Genomic DNA, 21,451 nt, shown 5'->3' on the forward strand with positions numbered 1-21,451 from the left:
CGTGCAGTGTTCCACGCGCCGTAGCATGGTGAACCGTGTCTTCTCCCCTGGCCCCCTCCGGTGGCGGCCCCATAACCGATCCGGCCCCGCTGTCCCTGTGCGCCCGTGAGCCGCACGTACCCGCGGACCGGCTGGTCGCCGAGATGGTGCCGCCGCCGCGGTTCGACTCCGTCCGCTTCAGCACGTACATCCCCGACCCGAACCAGCCCAGCCAGACGGAGGCCGTCGGGGTCCTGGAGGGTTTCGCGGCGGGCCTCGGCGCGGGGGGATCCCCGGGCTCCGGCAAGCGGCGGCTGTTCGGATTCGGCAAGGCACCGAAGAAGGTCCCGGCCGGCCCGCGGGGCGTCTACCTCGACGGCGGCTACGGCGTCGGCAAGACCCACCTGCTGGCGTCCCTGTGGCACGCCACGCCGGCCGAGCCCGCGCTCAAGGCGTTCGGCACGTTCGTGGAACTGACCAACCTGGTCGGCGCCCTCGGCTTCCAGCAGACCGTCCGGACCCTGTCCGGGCACCGCCTGCTGTGCATCGACGAGTTCGAGCTCGACGACCCGGGCGACACCGTCCTGGTCTCCACCCTGCTCGGCAAGCTCGTCGACGCGGGTGTGGCGCTGGCCGCCACCTCCAACACGCTGCCCGGCAAGCTCGGCGAGGGCCGGTTCGCCGCGGCCGACTTCCTGCGCGAGATCCAGGGCCTGTCGGCCCACTTCCGCGCCCTGCGCATCGACGGCGAGGACTACCGCCACCGCGGTCTGCCCGAGGCACCGCCGCCGTACTCCGACGAACAGGTGACCCGCGCGGCGCACGCCACCGAGGGCGCCTCCCTCGACTCGTTCTCGCCCCTCCTGGAGCACCTCGCACGCGTCCACCCCAGCCGGTACGGCGCTCTGACCGACGGGATCAAGGCCGTGTGCCTCACCGGTGTGCACCCGGTTCCCGACCAGTCGACGGCCCTCAGGCTGGTCGTTTTGGCGGACCGGCTCTACGACCGCGAGGTGCCCGTGCTCGCCTCGGGCCTGCCCTTCGACCGGCTGTTCAGCGACGAGATGCTGAACGGCGGCTACCGCAAGAAGTACTTCCGGGCCATCTCCCGGCTCACCGCCCTCGCCCGCGACGCGAGTTCACTCACGGACCCCCGCTGACACATTCCCCATAGCGCATCAACCGCCCCGCGGGTAGGGCTTGTTCAAGCCAGCCCACCTGCGGTTTTCAGGCTCTCTTCAGCTTGAAACGTTAAGTTAACCCTGCAAACGACGTTGCAGGGTTAACGTGTTTCTTGACCGGCCGTTGACCAACTGTTGGTCCGGACTAGACGTGCGAGGCACCGGAAGGAGGGCGCATGGACCGAGGTACGACGGCACGGACCGTGGTTTCGATCCTCGCCGCCGTCCTGCTCGCCCTCCAGTTCTTCGCACCGACCGCGTCCTTCGCGTCCGCATATACGCACAGTCAAGTCGAGGCCAAAGCTCAGCCCGGAACGAAGCCCTCCGGCACGTCCTCGCGCCCCAAGCACAAACCCCTGGGGAAGGCACTGCGCGACGAAACGGCGACCTGTCGCGCCGGGCACCACGGGGACCCGACCGGTCCCCTGCGGACCCGCGACCGGTCCCACACCGCGGACCTCGCACCCACGGGTCCCGAGCGGCCGCTGCAACGGCACGTCCGGCCGACCGGTCCCGAACCCGTCAGACCCGGAGCCGCTCACGACCGCACGTCGAGATCCTCGACGTCGCACACTCCGGCGGGACTTCAGGTCTTTCGCTGCTGAGCGGCACCAGCATTCCCCCCCCCACCCTTGCCATGCCCGTCCGACGCGTCCCCACTGCGCGCCAGGAGGAGTCAACACACTCATGCAACCCCTCATCGACAACGCCCGCATCTTCGGACAGCGCCCTGAGGAGTTCGCCCACCTCGCCGAGGGCCAGTCCCCCGACGTCCTGTTCATCACCTGCTCCGACTCCAGGGTCGTACCGGCCCTGATCACGGGCGCCCGCCCCGGCGAGCTCTTCGAGCTGCGCACCGCCGGCAACGTCGTTCCCCCGCACTCCATCGAGCACCCCACCTCGGAGGCGGCCACGATCGAGTACGCCGTGGAGGTCCTCGGCGTCAAGGAGATCGTGGTCTGCGGTCACTCGCACTGCGGCGCCGTGGGTGCGGTGGTACGCCACGACGACCTCTCCGGCGTGCCCGCCGTGCGCGACTGGCTGGCGCACGCCTGTGACGAGCCCAAGTGCGCGGACCCGGCCGACAAGACGGTCACCGAAGCCGTGCAGAACCATGTCCTCACCCAGGTGGAGCGGCTGCGCTCCTACCCCTGCGTGGAGAGCCGCCTGACGGACGGTCGGCTCCGGCTGCACGCCTGGTTCTACGAAGTGCACACCGGCACCGTGCGCGAACACCGCGCGGACACCGACTCCTTCGAGAAGCTGTGAGGGCGACCATGGCCAAGTTCCCTTACCTGAAGCAGGACTTCCTAGCCTCGATCGTCGTCTTCCTCGTCGCGGTCCCGCTGTGCGTCGGCGTGGCGGTCGCCTCCGGCGTCCCCGCGGAGCTGGGCCTCATCACCGGCATCGTGGGCGGGCTCGTCACCGGAATGATGCGCGGCAGCAGCCTCCAGGTGTCCGGTCCCGCCGCCGGACTCACCGTGCTGGTCTTCGAGGCCGTCAGCCAGTTCGGCGTGGCCACGCTCGGCGTGATCGTGCTGCTCGCCGGCCTGCTCCAGCTCGCCATGGGCTTCCTGGGGATCGGGCGCTGGTTCCGGGCGATATCCGTCTCCGTCGTCGAGGGCATGCTCTGCGGCATCGGACTGGTGATCATCGCCGGGCAGGTCTACGCGGCGGCGGGCCTGAAGGCCCCGGAGTCCGGACTCGGCAAGATCGCCGGCCTGCCCGGGATGTTCGCCGACACGCTCGGCAGCACCAAGGCCCTGACCTCCCTCGCGATCGGCGCGGCCACCATCGCCGTCATCGTGCTCTGGAAGAAGCTGCCGAAGGCGGTCCAGACCGTGCCCGGCGCCCTCGCCGCGGTCGTCCTGGCCACGGGCGCCACGCTCGCCTTCGGCCTGCCGGTCGCCACCGTCCAGGTGGAGGGCCTGCTGGGCGTCATCCAGCCGCCCGGGGCCGAGGCCTTCGGCGAACTGGCGAACCCGGCCATCTGGGGCACCATCATCGCCTTCGCCCTGATCGCCTCCGCGGAGAGCCTGTTCAGCGCGGCCGCCGTGGACCGGCTGCACAACGGTCCGCGCACCGAGTACAACAAGGAGATGATCGCCCAGGGCGCGGGCAACACCCTGTGCGGTCTGCTCGGCGCGCTGCCGATGACCGCCGTGATCGTGCGCAGCTCCGCCAACGTCAACGCGGGCGCCAAGACCAAGGCCTCCCGGGTGCTGCACGGCGTGTGGCTGCTGCTGTTCGCCGCCGCGATGCCGTGGGCCCTGGCCCTGATCCCGATCCCCGCCCTCGCCGGCATCCTCGTGCACGCCGGCTGGAAGCTGATCCCGTTCCGCCAGATCACGGCGCTGTGGCGGGACCACAAGGGTGAGGCGCTCATCCTGATCGTCACGGCCGTGTCGATCGTCGCGGTGAACATGTTCGAGGGTGTGCTCATCGGTCTGGCCCTGTCGGTCGTCAAGACCGCCTGGGAGGCCTCGCACATCAAGCTCGACGTCATCGACAAGGGTGCCGGCCCGATCCAGGCGTACCTGTCCGGCAACGCGACCTTCCTGCGGCTGCCGAAGATCCTCGACAGCCTGGAGAGTCTGCCGCAGGACCGCCCGGTCGAGCTGGACCTCTCGGGCCTGCACCATCTCGACCACGCCTGCCGCACGGCCCTGGAGAACTGGGCCGAACGCCACAGCGCGACGGGCACGGAGCCGGTGAAGGTCACGGAGCCGGTACAGGTCACGGAGCCCGAGGAGGCCCCGGCGGAGAAGGTCACCGTCGCCTAGCCGGCGGACCGATCACCCATCCCTTGGTCCGGGGCGCGCCGGCTGCGCGCCCCGGACCATGCGCGTCCGCCCCGCTTCGGCCCGATCCCCGAGCATGGCCCCACGCCCCCGTTCGGGCATATCGTTACAGAAACGGACGGATTCGGACCTCTGAACCGGGAGGTCGGCATGGTCGAAGAGCTGGTCGGCGTGGTGGCCGCGGTCGGGGCCGGGGCGCTGGTGTACGTGGCCTCCGCGGCACGGGTCGTCAAGCAGTACGAGCGCGGGGTCGTCTTCCGGCTCGGGCGTCTGCACGGGGACGTGCGACGGCCCGGGTTCAACCTCGTGATCCCCGCGGTGGACCGGATGCGCAAGGTCAACCTGCAGATCGTGACCATGCCCATCCCGGCCCAGGAGGGCATCACCCGTGACAACGTGACCGTGCGGGTCGACGCCGTCGTGTACTTCAAGGTCGTGGACCCCTCGGCCGCGGTCGTCAACGTCGAGGACTACCGCTTCGCCGTCTCGCAGATGGCGCAGACCTCGCTGCGCTCGATCATCGGCAAGAGCGAGCTGGACGATCTGCTGTCCAACCGGGAGAAGCTCAACCAGGGCCTGGAGCTGATGATCGACAGTCCGGCCGTGGAGTGGGGCGTGACCATCGACCGCGTGGAGATCAAGGACGTCTCCCTGCCGGACACCATGAAGCGCTCCATGGCCCGCCAGGCGGAGGCCGACCGGGAGCGGCGGGCCCGGCTCATCAACGCCGACGCCGAGTACCAGGCCTCGAAGAAGCTGGCCCAGGCCGCCCACCAGATGGCCGACACGCCCTCGGCACTGCAGCTCCGGCTGCTGCAGACCGTCATGGCGGTGGCGGCGGAGAAGAACTCCACGCTCGTCCTGCCCATTCCGGTGGAGCTCCTGCGGTTCCTGGAGCGGGGCGCGCAGACCACGACGGAAGGCGCGGGGCGGTCGCAGGGCGCGGGAGACGCGGAGACCGCGGACCGCGCGCGGACCACGGACCGCGCGGAGATCGAGGAGCGTGCCGCCGACCCGACGGAGCAGCGCGCCGTCGACCTGACGGAGCAGGCCGGGGAGGCCATGGAGCGGCTGCGGCGGGCCGTGGAGCAGTGACGCGCGCTACGCGCGTGGTTCCCGAGGCCCGCACCAGGTGATAGACACAGCGGGATCACAGTTCCTGTCCGCCAGCAGGAAGGTTTCCCCATGACCGAATCCGGTCGCTTCGCCACCCGACGTCGGATGCTCGCCGGAACGGGCGCCCTGGGCGTCGGGATCGCGTTCTCCGGCGCCCTCTCCGAACTCTTCGCCGGCACCGCCGCCGCCCAGGGCCTCGGCCGTACCGGCTACGGCCCGCTCGTCCCCGACCCGAAGGGCGTCCTCGACCTGCCGGAAGGGTTCCACTACCGGATCCTCTCCCGCGAGGGGGACGAACTGCGCTCCGGTGAGGGCAAGGTCCCCTCCAACCACGACGGCATGTCGGCCTTCGGGGGCAGAGGCGGCCGGGTCCACCTGGTCCGCAACCACGAGAACCGCGCGAGCGGCAGGATCCCGGTCCCGGCCGTCGAGGGCCTCACCTACGACCCGGCCGGCAAGGGCGGCTGTACGGCACTGACGCTGGACTCCCGGGGCAGGGTGCAGTCGGAGCGCGTCGCGATCGCCGGCACCGCGGTCAACTGCGCGGGCGGACCCACCCCTTGGGACACCTGGCTGACCTGCGAGGAGACCGAGGACCGGGCCGGCACGAACGGCTACACCAAGGACCACGGCTTCATCTTCGAGGTCGACCCGGTCGATCCGCACCGCACCGGGGCCGTGCCGCTGACGTCGATGGGCCGCTTCGCGCACGAGGCGATCGCCGTCGACCCGCGGCGGGGCGTGGTGTACGAGACCGAGGACGCCTTCGAGAAGCCCTTCGGCCTCTTCTACCGCTTCCTGCCGAACCGGCCGCTGGGCGGCAGGGGTTCGCTGCGCGCGGGCGGGCGGCTGCAGGCCATGCGCGTGCCCGGTGTGCCGGACCTGTCCTCCCTCCAGGAGGTCGGCGCCGAGTTCGACCGCATCGAGTGGGTGGACGTACCGGACCCGCAGGCGGCGCAGACGCCGATCCGGTTCCAGGACTTCGGCCGCGGCGGCATCACCCACGCGCAGAAGCTGGAGGGCTGCTACTGGGGCGGCCGCTCGGTGTACTTCGTGTCGTCGTTCGCGCGCCGGTCGGACGGCTCGGCCGCCGACCACTACGGGCAGGTCTGGCGCTACGACCCCGAGCGCCGCCGGCTCACCCTGGTGATCGTCTTCGGCCCGGACACCGATGTGCAGCTGCCGGGCGAGTCGCCCGACAACATCTGCCTGGCGGCCGGCGGCGGCCTCATGGTCTGCGAGGATGGCGACGGCGCCCAGCACGTCTACGGGGTCACCCGGCGCGGCGAGGTCTACGCGATGGCCCGCAACCGGCAGGCGATCACACCAGCCGCCGACGCGGCGGGCGGCACCGAGCAGGAGCCGGAATACGGTGAGTTCGCCGGGGTGACGTTCTCCCCGGACGGAGACACCATGTACGTCAACTGCTACACGCCCGGCACCACGTTCGCGGTGACGGGCCCCTGGCGCCGCTAGCCGGCGCTCCGCTCCCGACCCGGGCGCCGGGTGCGAAGCCCGGCGCCCCGCCGGACCGTCGAGGCACAGGAGTGCGAAGGGGACCCGGTGACCCACAAGGACAGCGCCTCGTTGCGGGAGCGGCTGCGGCTGCCCCCGGGCCGGCCGGTCGACCTCGGCCGGTACGACGCCGCCGCCACTCCGGGCGGGCCCCACGGCAAGGCGGCGGGCAAGGCGGCCACGGCCCGGACCGGCGAGCGGCTGGCCGTCCTGCAGGAACGGCTCTGGGCGGCGAGCACCGCGGGCGACCGGCGCCGGGTCCTGCTGGTTCTGCAGGGGATGGACACCAGCGGCAAGGGCGGCACGGTCAAGCACGTCATCGGCCTGCTCAACCCGTCCGGCTGCCGGATCACCGCGTTCAAGGCACCCACCGCCGAGGAACGCGCGCACCCCTTCCTGTGGCGCGTGGAGCAGGTGCTCCCAGTCCGTGGCGAACTGGGCATCTTCGACCGCTCACACTACGAGGATGTACTGATCGCCCGCGTCCGGGAGCTCGCGCCCGCCCCCGAGATCGCCCGGCGCTACGAGCAGATCAAACGCTTCGAGCAGTCCCTCACCGGCGACGGGGTGACCCTGATCAAGTGCTTCCTGCACATCTCCTACGAGGAGCAGCGCCGTCGGCTGCTCAAGCGCCTCGACAAGCCGGAGAAACGCTGGAAGTTCGCCGCTTCCGACATCGACGACCGCGCCCTGTGGCCGGCGTTCCAGGAGTCCTACGAGATCGCCCTCGAGCGCTGCGGCACCTCGAAGGCGCCCTGGTACCTGGTCCCGGCCGATCACAAGTGGTACCGCAACTGGGCGGTCAGCCGGCTGCTCCTGGAGCATCTGGAGGAGCTGGATCCGCGCTACCCGGAGGCGGACTTCGATGTGGCCGCGTGCCGGAAGCGGCTGCTGGAGCAGCCCTGATCCGCCCGTTCGGGCGGCGGCGGGGCGTCGGGGCCACTGAAGCCGCCGGACGGGGGTACTCGGCGGCTCATGAGCGAGAACCAGCAGGTCAGCAGCTCTTACTGGCTTCAGACGGCACCGGACGGCCACCACCCGGCGCTGACGGAGGACCTGGACGTCGACGTGGCGGTGATCGGCGCCGGGATCGCCGGGCTGAGCACGGCGTGGGAGCTGACGCGGGCCGGGCGGAGCGTGGCCGTCCTGGAGGCCGGCCGGGTCGCGGCCGGCGTCACCGGACACACCACCGCCAAGGTCACCGCTCTGCACACGCTCGTCTACGACAAGCTGCGGCGCACCCGCGGGCCCGAGGGCGCACGGCTGTACGCCCGGTCCCAGTCGGAGGCGATCGAGCACGCGGCCCGGATCGCCGGGGAACTGGGCGTCGACTGCGAGTGGGAGACGCGGAGCGCCTACACCTACGCCCGTGACACGGGCCGTGTGGAGGAACTGCGCGCCGAGGCCCGGGCCGCGGCCGAGGCCGGGCTGCCCGCGTCGTTCGTGACGGAGACCGGACTGCCCTTCCCGGTGGCGGGTGCGGTCGAGGTCACCGGGCAGGCCCAGTTCCATCCCCGCAAGTACCTCTTGGCACTCGCCGCCGACCTGGTCGAGCGCGGCGGGCACATCTACGAGGACACCACCGTCCTCGGCCTGGACGAGGGCGAGCCGTGCAGGCTGTCGACCACGACCGGGGCGACGGTCCGGGCCCGGGACGTCGTCGTGGCGACGCACTACCCGATCTTCGACCGTGCCCTGCTGTTCGCCCGCCTCTCCACACGCCGCGAGCTGGTGGTCGCCGGGACGATCCCCGCGGACCAGGACCCGGACGGCATGTTCATCACGCCCGACGAAGACACCCGCTCGGTGCGCACCGCGCCCCACGAGGGCGACCGGCGGCTGCTCATCGTCACCGGTGAGCACTTCACGCCGGGCACCGGCGACCCCCGGGCCCGTTTCGAACGCCTCACCGCCTGGGCCACCGGCCACTTCCCGGACCTGGAGGTCACCCACCGGTGGGCGACCCAGGACACCGAGCCCACGGACACGGTGCCGATGATCGGCCCCCTGCACCCGGGCGCCCGGCACACGTACGTGGCCACCGGCTTCGGCGGCTGGGGCATGACCGGCGGCATCATGGCGGGCCGGCTGCTGGCCGCGCAGATCACCGGCGAGGAGTGCGAGTGGAGCGCGCTGTACGATCCGCGCCGGGTCAAGCCCGCGCTGCGTGAGGCGCCGGCGTTCCTCAAGACGCAGGCCAAGGTCGCCGGGCACTTCGTGGGAGACCGGCTGCGGCCTTCCCCGCCGGTGGAGTCCCTGCCGCCCGGCGAGGGCGCCGTGGTCCGCGCGAACGGCCACCGCCTCGCGGTGTACCGGGACGACGACGGCGGGCTGCACGCCGTCTCCGCCCGCTGCACCCACCTGGGCTGTCTGGTCGACTTCAACGCGGCCGAACGTGCCTGGGAGTGCCCCTGCCACGGGTCCCGTTTCGACACGGACGGCAAGGTGATCCAGGGCCCGGCGACCAAGCCGCTGGAGCAGCGGGACCTCTGACGGCTCGCCCCCGGCCTACGCTGGAGGTATGAGCGAGAACGACTACTGCCTGATCGACGCGACCAGGCCGCCCCGGGCGGACGGACCGCCGTACGCGGAGTGCGTGCTGTGCCGGGAGCCGACGGAATACCCCGAGTCGTACAAGGGCATCACGCTCTGCCCGGCCTGTGAGTGGCAGGAGGCGCAGCGCACGGCCTGTTCAGGGTGATCCGCCTGCTCAGGGTGATCGGCGGGAGGCCAGGGCACCGGCCAGGGCCAGTGCCCCGGCCGTGAGCAGGGCTGCCGCGCCCAGGGGCAGCAGCGGCAGCGGGACGGTGCCCCGCTGCGACCCGGTGACCAGGCCCCGCACCGCGGCCTGGGCCGGTGAGCCGGTGGCCACCAGCGACAGCAGCGCCGCGAGCAGCAGGGCGGGAACCGCCCGGCCCGGCGACCGCACCAGGGGCCGGCTGGTGAGCGCGCCGACGGCGGTGCCGAGCAGGGCGCAGGCCAGGGCCGCGAGCAGTCCGGCGGCACAGGCGGAGGCAAGCGGCACCCGGGTGCGGTGATCGGAGGCCACCGGGTCGCTGAGCAGCGTCACGACGAAGGTCGCGAGCGTGCCGAGCGCGGCGGCACCGGCCAGGGCCACCAGCAGGCAGGCCACATGGGCCCGAGCGGGCCCGGCGGCCGCCGCCACGCATCCGCGTGCGGCGTCGGGCTCGCCCGTGGCACAGATCCGCGCCAGCCACGCGGCGACGGGCAGCAGGGCCGCGGCCGTGTACCCGAGCGAGTCGAGAACCGGCTGCCCGGCCTGGATGCTGATCGCGAGGAACGCCGCGTACAGCAGGAACGGCGGCAGCCAGCGCTGCGAGCGCCCCAGCAGGGCGGCGTGGTAGAGCATCAGGGCGGTCATCGGCGGCTCCTCGGTGCGGTCGCTCCCGGGCCGGCGTACCGGGCGGGCCGTGCCGGGACGGCGGTCGGCGGCGGGGTGCGGGGGCCCGGTGCCGCGCCGGCGGCGGTCATCCGTGCCGCTCCGGGTCCGTCGCCTGCGGTGTCACTCTCACCACGTGCCAGGGCGGGCGGGCCGTCAGCAGGGTGCGGAGCAGGACGTCGGTGTGCGGGGCGGCGACGGACAGGCGGTAGGCACCGGGCCCGGTCTCCTCGGCGGAGGCGACGGTCCGTCGTACGTCCTCGGGCAGCCGCCCGTCCGGCGGCCCCTGTACCTCGACCAGCACCTGCGGGCCGGCCGCGGCCCGGTCCTGCGCGGGCTCCTGCCGGACGACGCCCGCGTCGCGCACGGCGTATATCGCGTCGGCCAGGCCGGCGAGGCGGCGCGGGTCGTGGTCGACGAAGACCACGGAGCCGCCGGCCGCCGTGCGTTCGGCGACCGCGCGCTCCAACTCGGCGCGGGCCGCGGTGTCCAGACCGGTCCACGCCTCGTCCAGCACCAGCAGCTCGGGCTCCGACAGCAGGGCCTGGGCCACCGCGACCTTCTGACTGCTGCCCTTCGACAGCCGGGCCATCGGCGTCTCGGCGTACGCGAGGGCCCCGAGGCGCTCCAGCCACTCCCCTGCGGCCCGGGCCGCCGCCGCGCGGGTCAGGCCGTGGACGGTGCCGAGGTGGGTCAGGTAGCCGACGGCGGTGAAGGGCAGGGCCGGCGGGAACCGCTCGGGGACGTAGGCGGTGCGCGGCCGGCCCGTGATCCGGCCCTCGCTGGGGGCGTCGATGCCGGCGAGCAGCCGCAGCAGCGTGGACTTGCCGCTGCCGTTGGCGCCCACGACGCGGACGAGCCGGCCCGGAGCCACCGCCAGGTCGATCCCGCGCAGCACCCAGGGGCCCAGCAGACCGTAGCGGCGGCCCGCGTTGCGCAGACACAGGTCGGGTCGCATGCGGCCATCCTGCACGATCTTCGGCTGGCAGACTGGGGTCGTGAGCGAAAACCAGACGCCCGTGAGCGAGAGCGGCAGTCCCTTCCGGTCCAAGCCCTCGGCGCGCGACGAGGCACCGCAGTTCGTGCTGCCGCTCGTCGTACGGATCGAGCGGGCGGACCCGCCGGCCCGCACGGACGCCCTGGAGACGGCCGCGCGGGCGGTGCTGACGATCCTGGCCGACGAGCGGTCGGCCGGCGAGGGCGAGTGGGCCGGGGCGATGCGGGACTGGCAGGACGCCAGGATCCGCAAGGTCGTGCGGCGGGCGCGCGGCGCCGAGTGGCGGCGGGCCGAGGCGCTGCCCGGCATCACGGTCACCGGCAAGTCTGCCGAGGTGCGGGTGTTCCCGCCCGTCCCGCTGGACGGCTGGCCGAAGGATCTGGCCAGACTCCAGGTCTCCGGCACCGACCTGGACGACCCGCAGCCGCCGGTGGACGCGGACCCGTCCGCCCCCGTGCTCTGGCTGAACCCGGACCTCGGCATGTCGGCCGGCAAGGCCATGGCGCAGGCCGGCCATGGCGCCCAACTGGCCTGGTGGGAGCTGTCCGACGCGGAGCGGGCCGCCTGGCGCGACACGGGTTTCCCGCTCGCCGTCCGGACGGCCGACGCCGCTCACTGGCCCGGACTCACCGGCAGCGGGCTGCCGTTGGTGCGCGACGCGGGCTTCACGGAGATCGCGCCCGGCTCGTGCACGGTGGTCGCGGACCACCCGGCGCTGCGCCGCGAGCCGCACCGGGCGGGCCGCGCTGCTTCCACCCGTTCGGAGTAGCCGCAGGCGCGGCGGCCTGGGACGAGTGCTCCAGTGGGGTTACCAGCCGGCCGACCCCAGGAGACAGCCATGACCAGCGCCGCGCCCCCTCCCCCCGCTCCGCCCGCCCCCGGCGACCGGAGGCCCGACGGCTCCGGCGCGGGCGGTTCCGGCGACCCGTGGGCGGCCGGGGGGCTCGTTCTCGGCGGCATCCTGATGGTCGTCTACGGCCTCTTCGCGGTGCTCCAGGGCATCGCGGCGATCGCCGGCGACGAGGTGTACACCAGCTTCGGCCAGTACTCCTTCGCGTTCGACCTGACCGCGTGGGGCTGGATCCACGTGATCGTCGGGGTGCTCGTGGTGGCCGCCGGGCTCGGCCTGTTCGTCGGAGCCGCCTGGGCCCGGGTGGTGAGCGCGGTCGTGGTCGGCCTGGCGCTCATCGCGAACTTCCTCTGGCTGCCGTACCAGCCGTTCTGGTCGATCATCATGATCGTGACCGGCCTGTTCGTCCTCTGGTCGGTGTTCAGCTACCGCTCCTCCCGCCCGGTGTAGGGCCCCGGCCCCGGTCCGGGCGGCGGCGGGCGCCGCTCGCGCTCCGCGACCACCGCGTGCATGCGGCGCGTCAGCGCGGTCGCCGCCGCCGTGAGGAAGACGAAGGTGTAGACGATCTGGACGACGGTCACCATGCGGGCCTCCTGCCCGCGCGGGGTGATGTCGCCGTAGCCGACGGTCGCGAGCGTGACGACGGTGAAGTACAGCGCGTCGACGCGGGTGCTCAGGCCGGTGAACTGACCGGGCTGCTGGGCGAGGGCGTAGTACCCGGACGAGAAGACCAGCACGGCCAGGCACATCAGCAGCGAGATCATGATGCCCGACCGGGCCTGCGGCTTCTCCGGCACGACGTCGCGCACGTGACGCAGCAGCAGGACGGCGACGAACGCCAGGCACAGCACGAACAGCGGCCAGCCCAGCCAGGGGCGGTCGGCGCCCAGGCCCTCCAGCGGCAACAGGAAGTAGGCCGTGCCGCCCGCCAGGAGCACCGCCGCGGCCCTGATCCGCAGCCGGCGGACGGCGGCCTCCCCGAACTCCTTCTCCCGCTTCCGCGCGGGGCGGTGGGGCTGCTCGCTGCCTTCGGGCACAGGTCCGGTCTACGACGGATCGCGGACGGATGCGATCCTTGCGCCTCCGTCAGTGGGGCGCGGGCCCGGCCCCTAACCTCAAATGTTGCTCTGAAGCCGGGCCGGGCGGGGTTCGGGGGCGAGCGGCTGGGCCATACCCCCCTCACGTTCGAGGAACGGGCGGGGTGGAGGAGGGGACGATGGAGCGACTGGGGACGGGCATCGGGTGGCGGCCGGAGATCGCGGACGCCGTGGAGCGGATGCCGGGGATCGACTGGGTCGAGACGGTGGCCGAGAACGTCTGCCCGGGGCACCTGCCCGACTCCCTGCGGCGGCTGCGTGAGCGCGGCGTCACCGTGGTGCCGCACGGCGTCTCGCTCGGCCTCGGCGGCGCGGACCGGCCCGACGCAGGACGGCTGAGCGCACTGGCCGAGCGCGTGGAGGCGCTGGGCTCCCCGCTCGTCACCGAGCACATCGCGTTCGTCCGGGCGGGTGGGCCGCTGACCGCCTCCCCGCATCTGGAGGCGGGCCATCTGCTGCCCGTGCCCCGGACCCGGGACGCCCTGGACGTCCTGTGCGAGAACGTGCGCATCGCACAGGAGGCGCTTCCGGTGCCGCTGGCCGTCGAGAACATCGCCGCGCTGGTCTGCTGGCCGGACGAGGAGATGACGGAGGGCCAGTTCCTGTACGACCTCGCCGACCGCACGGGCGTCCGTCTCCTCATCGACGTGGCCAACCTGCACACCAACCACGTCAACCGCGGCGAGGACCCGTCCAAGGCCCTCGGCGAGCTGCCCCTGGAGGCCATCGCCTACGTCCACGTCGCCGGCGGCTTCGAACGCGACGGCGTCTGGCACGACAGCCACGCCCACCCCGTCCCCCGGCCGGTGCTCGACATCCTGACGGACCTCGCCTCCCGCGTCAGCCCCCCGGGCGTCCTCCTGGAACGGGACGAGAACTTCCCGGAACCGGCGGAACTGGAAGCCGAGTTGACCACGATCCGCCGGGCGCTGGAGGCAGGCGCGGTCGAACGCGTGAAGACGGAGCTCCGCTCGGCCGCGCTTGCCGCTGCGCGGCACAGGGGGACCGGCACGGTCGACGGCGAACCGCTGCTCACGGCAACCGCCGCCGGACGGCGAGCGGGAGGGAACGCCCGCACCGGACACCGGGACGCGGCGCGGGGCCACGGCGGCATGCTGCTCGCGACAGCCGCAGCCGCAGCGCCTGACGCGGCAGTGGCCGAGATCGACACGACACGGCACGGCGACGAGACCGGCACGGTCGACGACGAACCGGTCCTCACGGCAACCGCCGCCGGACGGCGAGCGGAAGCTGCGGACCGCGGCGGCGAGCCGCGCGGCAAGGCCCGCACCGGACACCGGGACGCAGCGCGGGGCCACGGCGGCATGCTGCTCGCGACAGCCGCAGCCGCAGCGCCTGACGCGGCAGTGGCCGAGATCGACACGACACGGCACGGCGACGAGACCGGCACGGTCGACGACGAACCGGTCCTCACGGCAGCCGCCGGACGGCGGGAAGCGGCTGTGGGCCTCGGCGGTCAGCTGGTGCAGGAAGCCGGCGCCGGAGCGCGGGCAGCCGCTGCCGGTGGGAGCCGGGCCGTGCGGCACGGTGATGAGACCGGGGCGGCCGGGGCGACACGGGGCGTCTCCGGCCTGCCCCATCCGGAAGGGATCGCCGGGGCCCGGCAGCGGCTCGGGCTGGCGCAGGCCGCGTTGCTGTCGGCGCTGGTCGCGGGCACGCCCGTGCCCGAGGGGTTCGACCGGGTGCGGGTCGGTGTCCAGGCGCGGGCGCTCGCGGCGAAGCGGGCGGACGTGGTGGCGAAGGTCGCTCCCGAGTTGCCGGTGATCCTCGGGGACGGGTACCGCACGGCGTTCCTCGGCTACGCCCAGACCCGCCCGATGACCGCCGGGTACCGGCGCGACGCCCTCACCTTCGCCGAGTACCTGCTGTCCGCCGGGCGCCCCGGGGACGCGCGGGCGCGGCGGGAGCTGCGGGAATGGTGGCTGGAGCGGTCGGGCCCTGCCCCGCGCTCCCGGCGGCCCGGCGATCGCCTCGTCCGCGCCACGCGCAGGGTGCTGCAGCGGCGTTGAGCTCGCCCGCGCCATGAGGGGTGAGGGGCCCGGCCCGCCTCCCTCACCCCTCGTCTCACTCCTGCCGGGCCCCGGCAGGAGGCCCTCCGGGCGTCGCACCGGCCTTCTCCGGCACGGCGTCACCCGCAGGGGCGTCGCCGCGGCCGTAGTGGTGCGTGGTGAACATGTAGAGCAGGCCGGTGCCCAGCACGACCGCGCCGCAGAGCAGCACGATCCAGTTCTCCCACCACGGCTTCTCCGGGGCGCGGGCCCAGCAGATGTTGACGATGGCGAAGATGCCGTACGCCAGCGCCCCCACGTTCACCGCCAGGCCCCAGCGGCCCAGGGTGAACTCGCCCGCCGGACGCCAGCCTTTGAGCCGGGCGCGCAGCGCCGCCAGGACCACCATCTGGAACGATCCGTAGATGCCGAGGATCGCGAACGAGACGATGTTGGTGAGAGCGTCCTCGGAGAGCAGCGACGCGAAGGCGATGAGCAGCGGCACCGCCGCCGACACGAACAGCGCCCAGCTCGGCACCGCACGGGCGTGGACGAACCGCCGCAGCAGTCCGTGCCCGACGATCATCTCGTCCCGGGCGTAGGAGTAGATGAGCCGCCCGGCCGCGGCCTGGAGGCTGATCGTGCAGGACAGGAAGGAGATGAGCACCACGGCCATCACCAGCCGGGCCCCGGTCTCGCCCATGGCGTCGTACAGCACGTCCACGACCGGGTCGGCCACCTCCCCCGAGATGATTGCATTGAAGTCCGTGACCGACAGCAGCAGCGACATACAGGTGAACGTGGCCGCGGCGCCCCCGATGTAGATGGTGCGCCGCATCGCGCGGGGGATGACGCGCCCCGGGTGGGCGACCTCCTCCGCGGTGTCTCCGCACGCCTCGAAGCCGTAGTACTGGTAGAAGCCGATGATGGCGGCCGCCAGGAACGCCGGTAGGTAGGAGCCGTTCTCCTCGATCCCGTAGGTGTCGAAGATGATGCCGACGTTGTGGTGGCGGTGGGTGGACAGCAAGTAGATACCGACCACGAGGGCGCCGATGAGTTCGCCGCCGAAACCGATGATGGCCGCCGCCGACAGGGCTTTGGTTCCCAGGTAGTTGATGAGGATGGCGACGACGATGAGCACGGCGGTGCACAGCACGGTGGTGTGCACGGTGGCGTCGAAGCCGAACAGGATCGCGATGTAGGGCCCGGCGCCGTAGGCGACCGAGGTGATGGTCACCAGCAGCGCCCACATGTACACCCAGCCGGTCATCCACGCCCAGCGCTTGCCCCACAGCCGCCGGGCCCACGGGTAGACACCACCGGCGATGGGGTACTGCGCGACGACCTCGCCGAAGACCAGCGCGACCAGGAACTGGCCGCAGCCGGCCAGCACGAACGCCCAGATCATCGGCGGCCCGCCGTCGACGATCGCGATGCCGAAGAGGGTGTAGGTGCTCACCACCGGGGAGAGGTAGGTGAACCCGAGGGCGAAGTTGGCCCAGGGGCCCATGTCCTTGCGGAACTCGGAGCCCGGCTCGCCGCCGGGGGTGCCGGAGGCCGGCGCGGGAGGCTGGGTACCGGTCACCGCTGCGCCTTCCGTCCCTCGGTGATCAGATCGGCGGCCCGTTCGGCGGCGAGCAGCACCGTCACCATCGGGTTGATGGTGGGCATCGTCGGGAACACCGAGGCGTCGACGATCCGCACGCCGTCGAAGCCGCGCAGTCTCAGCTCGGGGTCGCAGACGGCCAGGGGGTCGTCCGCGGCGCCCATGCGGCAGGTGCCGGCCGGGTGGTAGACGGTGTGGGCCGCGCGGCGGCCGTACTCCGACAGGTCGGCGTCGGAGAGGACGTCCGGGCCGGGCGCGACCTCGCGGACGAGCCAGTCGCGCAGCGGGGCGGTCGCGGCGACCTCGCGCGCCACCTTCAGGCCGTCCACGATGGTGCGCTCGTCGTGGCCCTCGGGGTCGGTGAAGTACCGGAAGTCCAGGGCGGGGTGCTCGGCCGGGTTGTTGCTGCGCAGCCACATGCGGCCGGTGGAGCGGGCCCGCGGCACGTTCGGCGTCATGCACACCCCGTGCCGCGGTACGGGGTAGCCGAGGCGTTCGGTGTTGACGGTGAACGGCACCTGGTAGAAGTGGAACATCAGGTCGGGGCGCGGCTGGCTCTTGTCGCGGCGCAGGAACAGGCCGGCGTCGGAGTCCATCGCGGAGTTGGGCGGCAGCGGCCCCGCGGTCTCCCAGACGATCACGGACTCGGGGTGGTCCAGCAGGTTCTCCCCGACGCCGGGCAGGTCGGCCCGTACCGCGATGCCCAGGGCGCGCAGGTCGTCGGCCGGTCCGATGCCGGAGAGCAGCAGCAGGCGCGGGGTGTCGATGGCGCCCGCGCACAGCAGGAGTTCGCGCTCGGCGCGCACGGTGGCGGGTTCGCCGTCGGCGCCCCGGACCGCGACCCGGGTGAGCCGGCCGGAGGCGTCGGGGATCAGCCGGTGGGCCCAGGTCTCCAGTTTCAGTGTGAGGTTGGGCCGGTCCAGCACCGGGTGGACGTAGGCGACGGACGCGGAGGAGCGCAGGTTGCCCTCCGGCTGGTAGGCCAGCGAGAAGAAGCCGGTGCCGTCGGTGAAGGGTTGGGCGTTGAAGTCGTCGACGACGGGGACGCCCAGGGCGCGGGAGGCCGCGGTGACGAAGTCCTCCGCGATGGGATTGCGGTCGGCCTCGGCCACCGGGACGATCCGTGTGAGCAGCCGGTCGCGGTAGGGCAGGATCGTCGCCGGGTCCCAGCCGGAGCAGCCGCCGCTCACCCAGTCGTCGAGGTCCTGCGGCAGCGGCAGGAAGCTGATCAGGGTGTTGTGCGAGGAGCAGCCGCCGAGCACACGGGCCCGGGAGTGCAGGATGTGCGAGTTGCCGCGCGGCTGCTCCACGGTGGTGTAGCCGTAGTCGTACTCCGAGCCGAGCAGGTCGATCCAGTTGCGCAGGCGCAGGATGCGCTCGTCGCCGACATCGCTGGGGCCGCCCTCGATGACGCAGACGCGGCAGTCGGGGTCCTCGCTCAGCCGGGCGGCGAGCACACAGCCGGCGGTGCCGCCGCCGACGATGACGTAGTCGTAGGCGGACTCGTCGCCGTGCGCGGGAGTGGTGGCCATGCGGTGCCTTTCTTCGGTGGCCGGTCAGCCCTTGAACCAGCCGGAGGGGGCGGGGGCGAGGTTCTGGTAGATGTGCTTGGCCTCCTGGTACTCGCGCAGCCCCGTGGGGCCGAGTTCGCGCCCGACGCCGGAGCGGCCGAAGCCGCCCCACTCGGCCTGCGGTACGTAGGGGTGGAAGTCGTTGATCCACACGGTTCCGTGCCGCAACCGCTGGGCGACGCGCTGGGCGCGGCTCGCGTCCGAGGTCCACACGCCGCCGGCCAGGCCGTAGCGGGTGTCGTTGGCCAGTTCCACCGCCTCGTCCTCGCTGCGGAAGCGCTCGACGGTGACCACCGGGCCGAAGACCTCCTCCTGGACGATGCGCATAGACCGGTCGCAGTCGGCGAAGATCGTCGGCAGCAGGAAGAACCCGCGGCTGAGGGCCGGGTCGTCGGGGCGGGTACCGCCGGTGACGAGCCGGGCGCCCTCCTCCTTGGCGACGGCGATGTAGCCCTCGACCTTCTCGCGGTGTTCGGCGGAGCTGAGCGGTCCGCTCTCGGTGCCCTCCTCCATGCCGTTGCCGAGCCGGATCGCGCGGGCGCGCTCGGCGACGGACTCGACGAACCGGTCGTGCAGCGCGTCCTCGACGAGCAGGCGCGAACCGGCCGAGCAGACCTGCCCGGAGTGCAGGAAGGCGGCGTCGAGGGCGTAGTCGACGGCGGCGTCGAAGTCCGCGTCGGCGAAGACGATGTTGGGGTTCTTGCCGCCCAGTTCCAGGGCGATGTTCCGCGGCCCCTCGGCGGCGCTCGCCATGATGGCCCGGCCGGTGTGCAGGCCGCCGGTGAAGGAGATCAGGTCGACGTCGGGGTGGCCGGTCAGGGCCGCGCCGACGGTCGCCCCGGAGCCCAGCACGAGGTTGGCGACGCCGGGCGGGGCTCCGGCTTCCTCGATGAGCCGGATCATGGTGATGGTGGTGAGGGGTGTGGTCTCGCTGGGTTTCAGGACGAAGGTGTTGCCGGCGGCGAGGGCCGGGGCGACCTTCCAGGAGGCCTGCAGCAGCGGGTAGTTCCAGGGGGCGATGAGCGCGCACACGCCGACCGGCTGGTAGACGACGCGGCTGAGGACGTCCGGGCCGACGTCGACGACCCGGCCGCCGTCCTTGCCCGCGAGTTCGGCGTAGTAGCGGAAGGCGTTCGCCACGTCCTCCACGTCGATGCGGGCCTCGGCGAGCGTCTTGCCGGTGTCGAGGGTCTCGGTGCGGGCGATGTCCTCCCGGTCGCGCAGCAGCAGGTCGTGCACGCGCAGCAGGAGGTCGGCCCGGCGGCGGGAGGGGGCGTTCGCCCAGTCCTCCTCGGCGAAGGCGCGCCGGGCGGCGCGCACGGCACGGTCGACGTCGGTGGCATCCGCCTCGTCGACGGTGGTGACGACCGAGGCGTCATAGGGGTTGACCACCTCGCGCCGGCCACCGCCCGCCGCCTGCGTCCACTGGCCGTCGATGTACAGCTCACCCACCGCGGGGCCTCCTTCGCGTCCGGCCGGAGCCCGATCGGCTCGACGGTCAGCAACATGGCCCATCGCACGGGCGGCGGCCACGGGGCACACCGCCGCGACGGCGTCCGGGCGGCCCAGAGGACCCGGGTGGGCTAGTCGCCCGGGTCACGGCCTGCGCGCTCGAGTGCCCGTACGGCAGTTGGCGTAGACCCGGAAGTCACATGTCACTCCGCACCCGAAGCGCACTGGCGTGCGGTGCCGTGTCAGGAGGCACCACCATGCGACCGCGACCCCCCGTCAAGGGCCGAGGCGTCTTCAGCGGCACCGGACTCGTCGTCATGTGCCTGACGGCCACGCTCGCCGCGCTGGTCTTCCCGGTCTGGTCGTACACGGACCGGCCGGGACCGGTACCGAACGCGCTGAGCGCCCAGACCCTGCGGACGAGCCACGGTCCGCTGTCCGCACTGGACCAGGACTTCCTCACGAAGGTCCGGCTGGCGGGACTGTGGGAGCTGCCCGCGGGGCGGCAGGCACAGTCGAAGGGGACGACACCGGCCGTACGGACGGCCGGCCGGCATCTCGTCGAGGGGCACCGGTTCCTGGACGAGCGGGTCCGCGGCGTCGCCGCCCGGCTGCACCTCGGCCTGCCCGACGAGCCCAGCACTCGGCAGAAGCAATGGCTGGACCGGCTCGGCCGGGCGCGAGGAGCACGGTACGACCGCGAGTTCGCCACCCTTCTGCGGCTGGCGCACGGCCGGGTGTTCCCGCTCGTCGCCCAGGTCCGGGCGAGCACTCGCAACACCCTGGTGCGCGAACTCGCCGACGACGCCAACACGACCGTCTCGACCACATCAAGGCGTGGAGGCAACGGGCTGCGTCGACTTCGACGCCGTGGCCCGCGACTTGGCCGACGCCGGCGCTCCCCCGGCCACCGGCCCGGGGCCGGCCGTCCCGCCGGCCACGCCGCCTTCCGCACCCTCGTCGCCCTCGCCCGCGTACACGCTCCCGCCGCCCGCCTACAGTCCGCCACCGGGCTGAAGCGGAACGTCACATACCGACAACACTCGGTCCGGATTGTGAACAAGGCATGGTGTTTTCGGGACCGTGTCACATACAAACAACATATGCTCTGGGTTCTTTTCCTGCTGGCGGCCTGGGCCGTGGCCGGCACGGCGTGCACGCGTCTGTGCCTGGCCGCCGTACGCGCCGCAGCCGTGGAGGCGGACACCGGCTCCGGTCGTGAACTCACCCTGTACGAGGCCGCGTTCCTCTCCGGCGGCCCCCGCCGGGTCGCCGACGTCACGCTGGTCGCGATGGCCCGTCAGCGCCGGCTGCTCCTGGCGCACACCGGCTGGGCCACGGTGGTCGACCCACGCGGGCGGGACGAGATGGAGCGGTCGGTGATAGGGGCCATCGGTCCCGCGGGGCAGTCCCGGATCGCGCCGGTGCGGTCCACGGCCGCCGCGGCCGACGCGGTGCGCGGGATCGCCGACGGGCTGGTGCGCGCGGGGCTCGCGGTGCCGGACAGCGCCCGTACGACGGTCGCGTCGGCCGTCCGGCAGGTGCGCGTGGCCGCCCTCGCCGTCCTCGGGCTGGGCGTGGCCGCGCTGCTGACGCCCGCTCCACCGGACATGCCGCGGCATCTGGTCGCCTTGTGGTTCGCGCTGCCGCTCGCCCTGGCCCTGAGCTGCCTGGCCGTCGCCCGGGTCGAGATCCACCCCTACTCCCGCTGGGCCTCCCCGGCCGGGCGGCGGTTGCTCGGCACGCTGACCCGGACCGCGGACGGCACCGCCGACGACCGCACGTATCTCACCTCGGTGGCCGTGCGCGGCGTCAGCGCGATCGGCGAACCGGACCTGCGCGCCGCGTTCGCGCACCGCGAGTCGCACGACTGACCG

The 21,451-nt window shown here is 72.9% G+C and carries 18 protein-coding genes and 1 pseudogene; 13 read left to right on the top strand and 6 right to left on the bottom strand.

Annotation, left to right across the window (positions count from 1 at the left end):
* The first annotated feature begins 35 nt into the window (after positions 1-35).
* From zapE to AB0F04_RS17155, 8 genes are all read left to right on the top strand, one after another.
* Positions 36-1,139 (top strand): cell division protein ZapE, encoded by a 1,104-nt coding sequence (gene zapE / locus AB0F04_RS17120; protein ID WP_362042303.1) that lies wholly within the window; start codon positions 36-38, stop codon positions 1,137-1,139.
* Positions 1,140-1,847: 708 nt separating this feature from the next.
* A complete protein-coding gene (locus tag AB0F04_RS17125; protein WP_362042305.1) occupies positions 1,848-2,429 on the top strand; it encodes a carbonic anhydrase in 582 nt (193 codons plus the stop codon).
* Between the two features lie 8 nt (positions 2,430-2,437).
* A complete protein-coding gene (locus AB0F04_RS17130; RefSeq protein WP_362042307.1) occupies positions 2,438-3,943 on the top strand; it encodes a SulP family inorganic anion transporter in 1,506 nt (501 codons plus the stop codon).
* A gap of 168 nt (positions 3,944-4,111) precedes the next feature.
* Positions 4,112-5,056 (top strand): slipin family protein, encoded by a 945-nt coding sequence (locus AB0F04_RS17135; RefSeq protein WP_362042309.1) that lies wholly within the window; start codon positions 4,112-4,114, stop codon positions 5,054-5,056.
* 90 nt (positions 5,057-5,146) lie between these two features.
* A complete protein-coding gene (locus AB0F04_RS17140) occupies positions 5,147-6,553 on the top strand; it encodes an alkaline phosphatase PhoX (protein WP_362042311.1) in 1,407 nt (468 codons plus the stop codon).
* 87 nt (positions 6,554-6,640) lie between these two features.
* On the top strand, positions 6,641-7,498 hold the full coding sequence (locus tag AB0F04_RS17145; RefSeq protein WP_362042313.1) for a PPK2 family polyphosphate kinase: 858 nt from the start codon (positions 6,641-6,643) through the stop codon (positions 7,496-7,498).
* A 69-nt stretch (positions 7,499-7,567) separates the two neighbouring features.
* Positions 7,568-9,085: an FAD-dependent oxidoreductase gene (locus AB0F04_RS17150; protein WP_362042315.1), complete on the top strand. Its 1,518-nt coding sequence runs from the start codon at positions 7,568-7,570 to the stop codon at positions 9,083-9,085.
* Between the two features lie 28 nt (positions 9,086-9,113).
* Positions 9,114-9,293, top strand: coding sequence for a hypothetical protein (locus AB0F04_RS17155; RefSeq protein ID WP_362042317.1), 180 nt, complete (start codon positions 9,114-9,116; stop codon positions 9,291-9,293).
* A 9-nt stretch (positions 9,294-9,302) separates the two neighbouring features.
* Here AB0F04_RS17155 and AB0F04_RS17160 read toward each other — a convergent pair whose 3' ends face one another.
* The gene (locus AB0F04_RS17160) at positions 9,303-9,974 is read right to left on the bottom strand and encodes an ABC transporter (RefSeq protein ID WP_362042319.1); all 672 of its coding nucleotides are present in this window, start codon (positions 9,972-9,974) and stop codon (positions 9,303-9,305) included.
* 106 nt (positions 9,975-10,080) lie between these two features.
* Positions 10,081-10,950, bottom strand: a complete 870-nt coding sequence (locus tag AB0F04_RS17165) for an ABC transporter ATP-binding protein (protein WP_362042321.1) — start codon at positions 10,948-10,950, stop codon at positions 10,081-10,083.
* Between the two features lie 40 nt (positions 10,951-10,990).
* On the opposite strand from AB0F04_RS17165, the gene AB0F04_RS17170 reads away from it, so the two are divergent.
* Both AB0F04_RS17170 and AB0F04_RS17175 read left to right on the top strand, forming a co-directional pair.
* Complete coding sequence (locus AB0F04_RS17170; RefSeq protein ID WP_362042323.1) at positions 10,991-11,758, top strand: aminoacyl-tRNA hydrolase; 768 nt, start codon at positions 10,991-10,993, stop codon at positions 11,756-11,758.
* Positions 11,759-11,827: 69 nt separating this feature from the next.
* A complete protein-coding gene (locus AB0F04_RS17175; protein WP_362042324.1) occupies positions 11,828-12,289 on the top strand; it encodes a hypothetical protein in 462 nt (153 codons plus the stop codon).
* Here AB0F04_RS17175 and AB0F04_RS17180 read toward each other — a convergent pair.
* Entirely contained in the window at positions 12,265-12,798 is a 534-nt protein-coding gene (locus AB0F04_RS17180) for a potassium channel family protein (RefSeq protein ID WP_362042811.1), read from the bottom strand. The genes AB0F04_RS17175 and AB0F04_RS17180 overlap by 25 nt on opposite strands.
* 257 nt (positions 12,799-13,055) lie before the next feature.
* Between AB0F04_RS17180 and AB0F04_RS17185 the strand changes: the two genes are divergently transcribed.
* On the top strand, positions 13,056-14,966 hold the full coding sequence (locus AB0F04_RS17185; protein ID WP_362042326.1) for a DUF692 domain-containing protein: 1,911 nt from the start codon (positions 13,056-13,058) through the stop codon (positions 14,964-14,966).
* Between the two features lie 55 nt (positions 14,967-15,021).
* Here AB0F04_RS17185 and AB0F04_RS17190 read toward each other — a convergent pair whose 3' ends face one another.
* From AB0F04_RS17190 to AB0F04_RS17200, 3 genes are read right to left on the bottom strand one after another with little or no spacing between them, the layout of a single operon-like run.
* Entirely contained in the window at positions 15,022-16,530 is a 1,509-nt protein-coding gene (locus AB0F04_RS17190; protein ID WP_362042328.1) for an APC family permease, read from the bottom strand.
* Positions 16,527-18,083 carry a GMC oxidoreductase gene (locus AB0F04_RS17195; protein ID WP_362042330.1) on the bottom strand — a complete coding sequence of 519 codons (1,557 nt, stop codon included), beginning with the start codon at positions 18,081-18,083 and terminating at the stop codon, positions 16,527-16,529. Before AB0F04_RS17195 ends, AB0F04_RS17190 begins: the two co-directional genes overlap by 4 nt.
* 24 nt (positions 18,084-18,107) lie before the next feature.
* Positions 18,108-19,574, bottom strand: coding sequence for an aldehyde dehydrogenase family protein (locus AB0F04_RS17200; RefSeq protein ID WP_362042332.1), 1,467 nt, complete (start codon positions 19,572-19,574; stop codon positions 18,108-18,110).
* A 257-nt stretch (positions 19,575-19,831) separates the two neighbouring features.
* Here AB0F04_RS17200 and AB0F04_RS17205 point away from each other — a divergent pair.
* Positions 19,832-20,591: pseudogene (locus tag AB0F04_RS17205) on the top strand (DUF4142 domain-containing protein).
* Positions 20,592-20,677: 86 nt separating this feature from the next.
* On the top strand, positions 20,678-21,448 hold the full coding sequence (locus tag AB0F04_RS17210; protein ID WP_362042334.1) for a TIGR04222 domain-containing membrane protein: 771 nt from the start codon (positions 20,678-20,680) through the stop codon (positions 21,446-21,448).
* Positions 21,449-21,451 lie beyond the last annotated feature (3 nt).

It is taken from the genome of Streptomyces sp. NPDC029041 (assembly GCF_040637515.1).
Lineage (GTDB): Bacteria > Actinomycetota > Actinomycetes > Streptomycetales > Streptomycetaceae > Streptomyces.

Bases quoted from the DNA above. Each gene is read 5' to 3' on its own strand.
- AB0F04_RS17125 (WP_362042305.1), top strand. From the start codon at position 1,848: ATGCAACCCCTCATCGACAACGCCCGCATCTTCGGACAGCGCCCTGAG.
- AB0F04_RS17130 (WP_362042307.1), top strand. From the start codon at position 2,438: ATGGCCAAGTTCCCTTACCTGAAGCAGGACTTCCTAGCCTCGATCGTC.
- AB0F04_RS17135 (WP_362042309.1), top strand. From the start codon at position 4,112: ATGGTCGAAGAGCTGGTCGGCGTGGTGGCCGCGGTCGGGGCCGGGGCG.
- AB0F04_RS17140 (WP_362042311.1), top strand. From the start codon at position 5,147: ATGACCGAATCCGGTCGCTTCGCCACCCGACGTCGGATGCTCGCCGGA.
- AB0F04_RS17150 (WP_362042315.1), top strand. From the start codon at position 7,568: ATGAGCGAGAACCAGCAGGTCAGCAGCTCTTACTGGCTTCAGACGGCA.
- AB0F04_RS17155 (WP_362042317.1), top strand. From the start codon at position 9,114: ATGAGCGAGAACGACTACTGCCTGATCGACGCGACCAGGCCGCCCCGG.
- AB0F04_RS17160 (WP_362042319.1), bottom strand. From the start codon at position 9,974: ATGACCGCCCTGATGCTCTACCACGCCGCCCTGCTGGGGCGCTCGCAG.
- AB0F04_RS17165 (WP_362042321.1), bottom strand. From the start codon at position 10,950: ATGCGACCCGACCTGTGTCTGCGCAACGCGGGCCGCCGCTACGGTCTG.
- AB0F04_RS17175 (WP_362042324.1), top strand. From the start codon at position 11,828: ATGACCAGCGCCGCGCCCCCTCCCCCCGCTCCGCCCGCCCCCGGCGAC.
- AB0F04_RS17185 (WP_362042326.1), top strand. From the start codon at position 13,056: ATGGAGCGACTGGGGACGGGCATCGGGTGGCGGCCGGAGATCGCGGAC.
- AB0F04_RS17195 (WP_362042330.1), bottom strand. From the start codon at position 18,083: ATGGCCACCACTCCCGCGCACGGCGACGAGTCCGCCTACGACTACGTC.
- AB0F04_RS17210 (WP_362042334.1), top strand. From the start codon at position 20,678: ATGCTCTGGGTTCTTTTCCTGCTGGCGGCCTGGGCCGTGGCCGGCACG.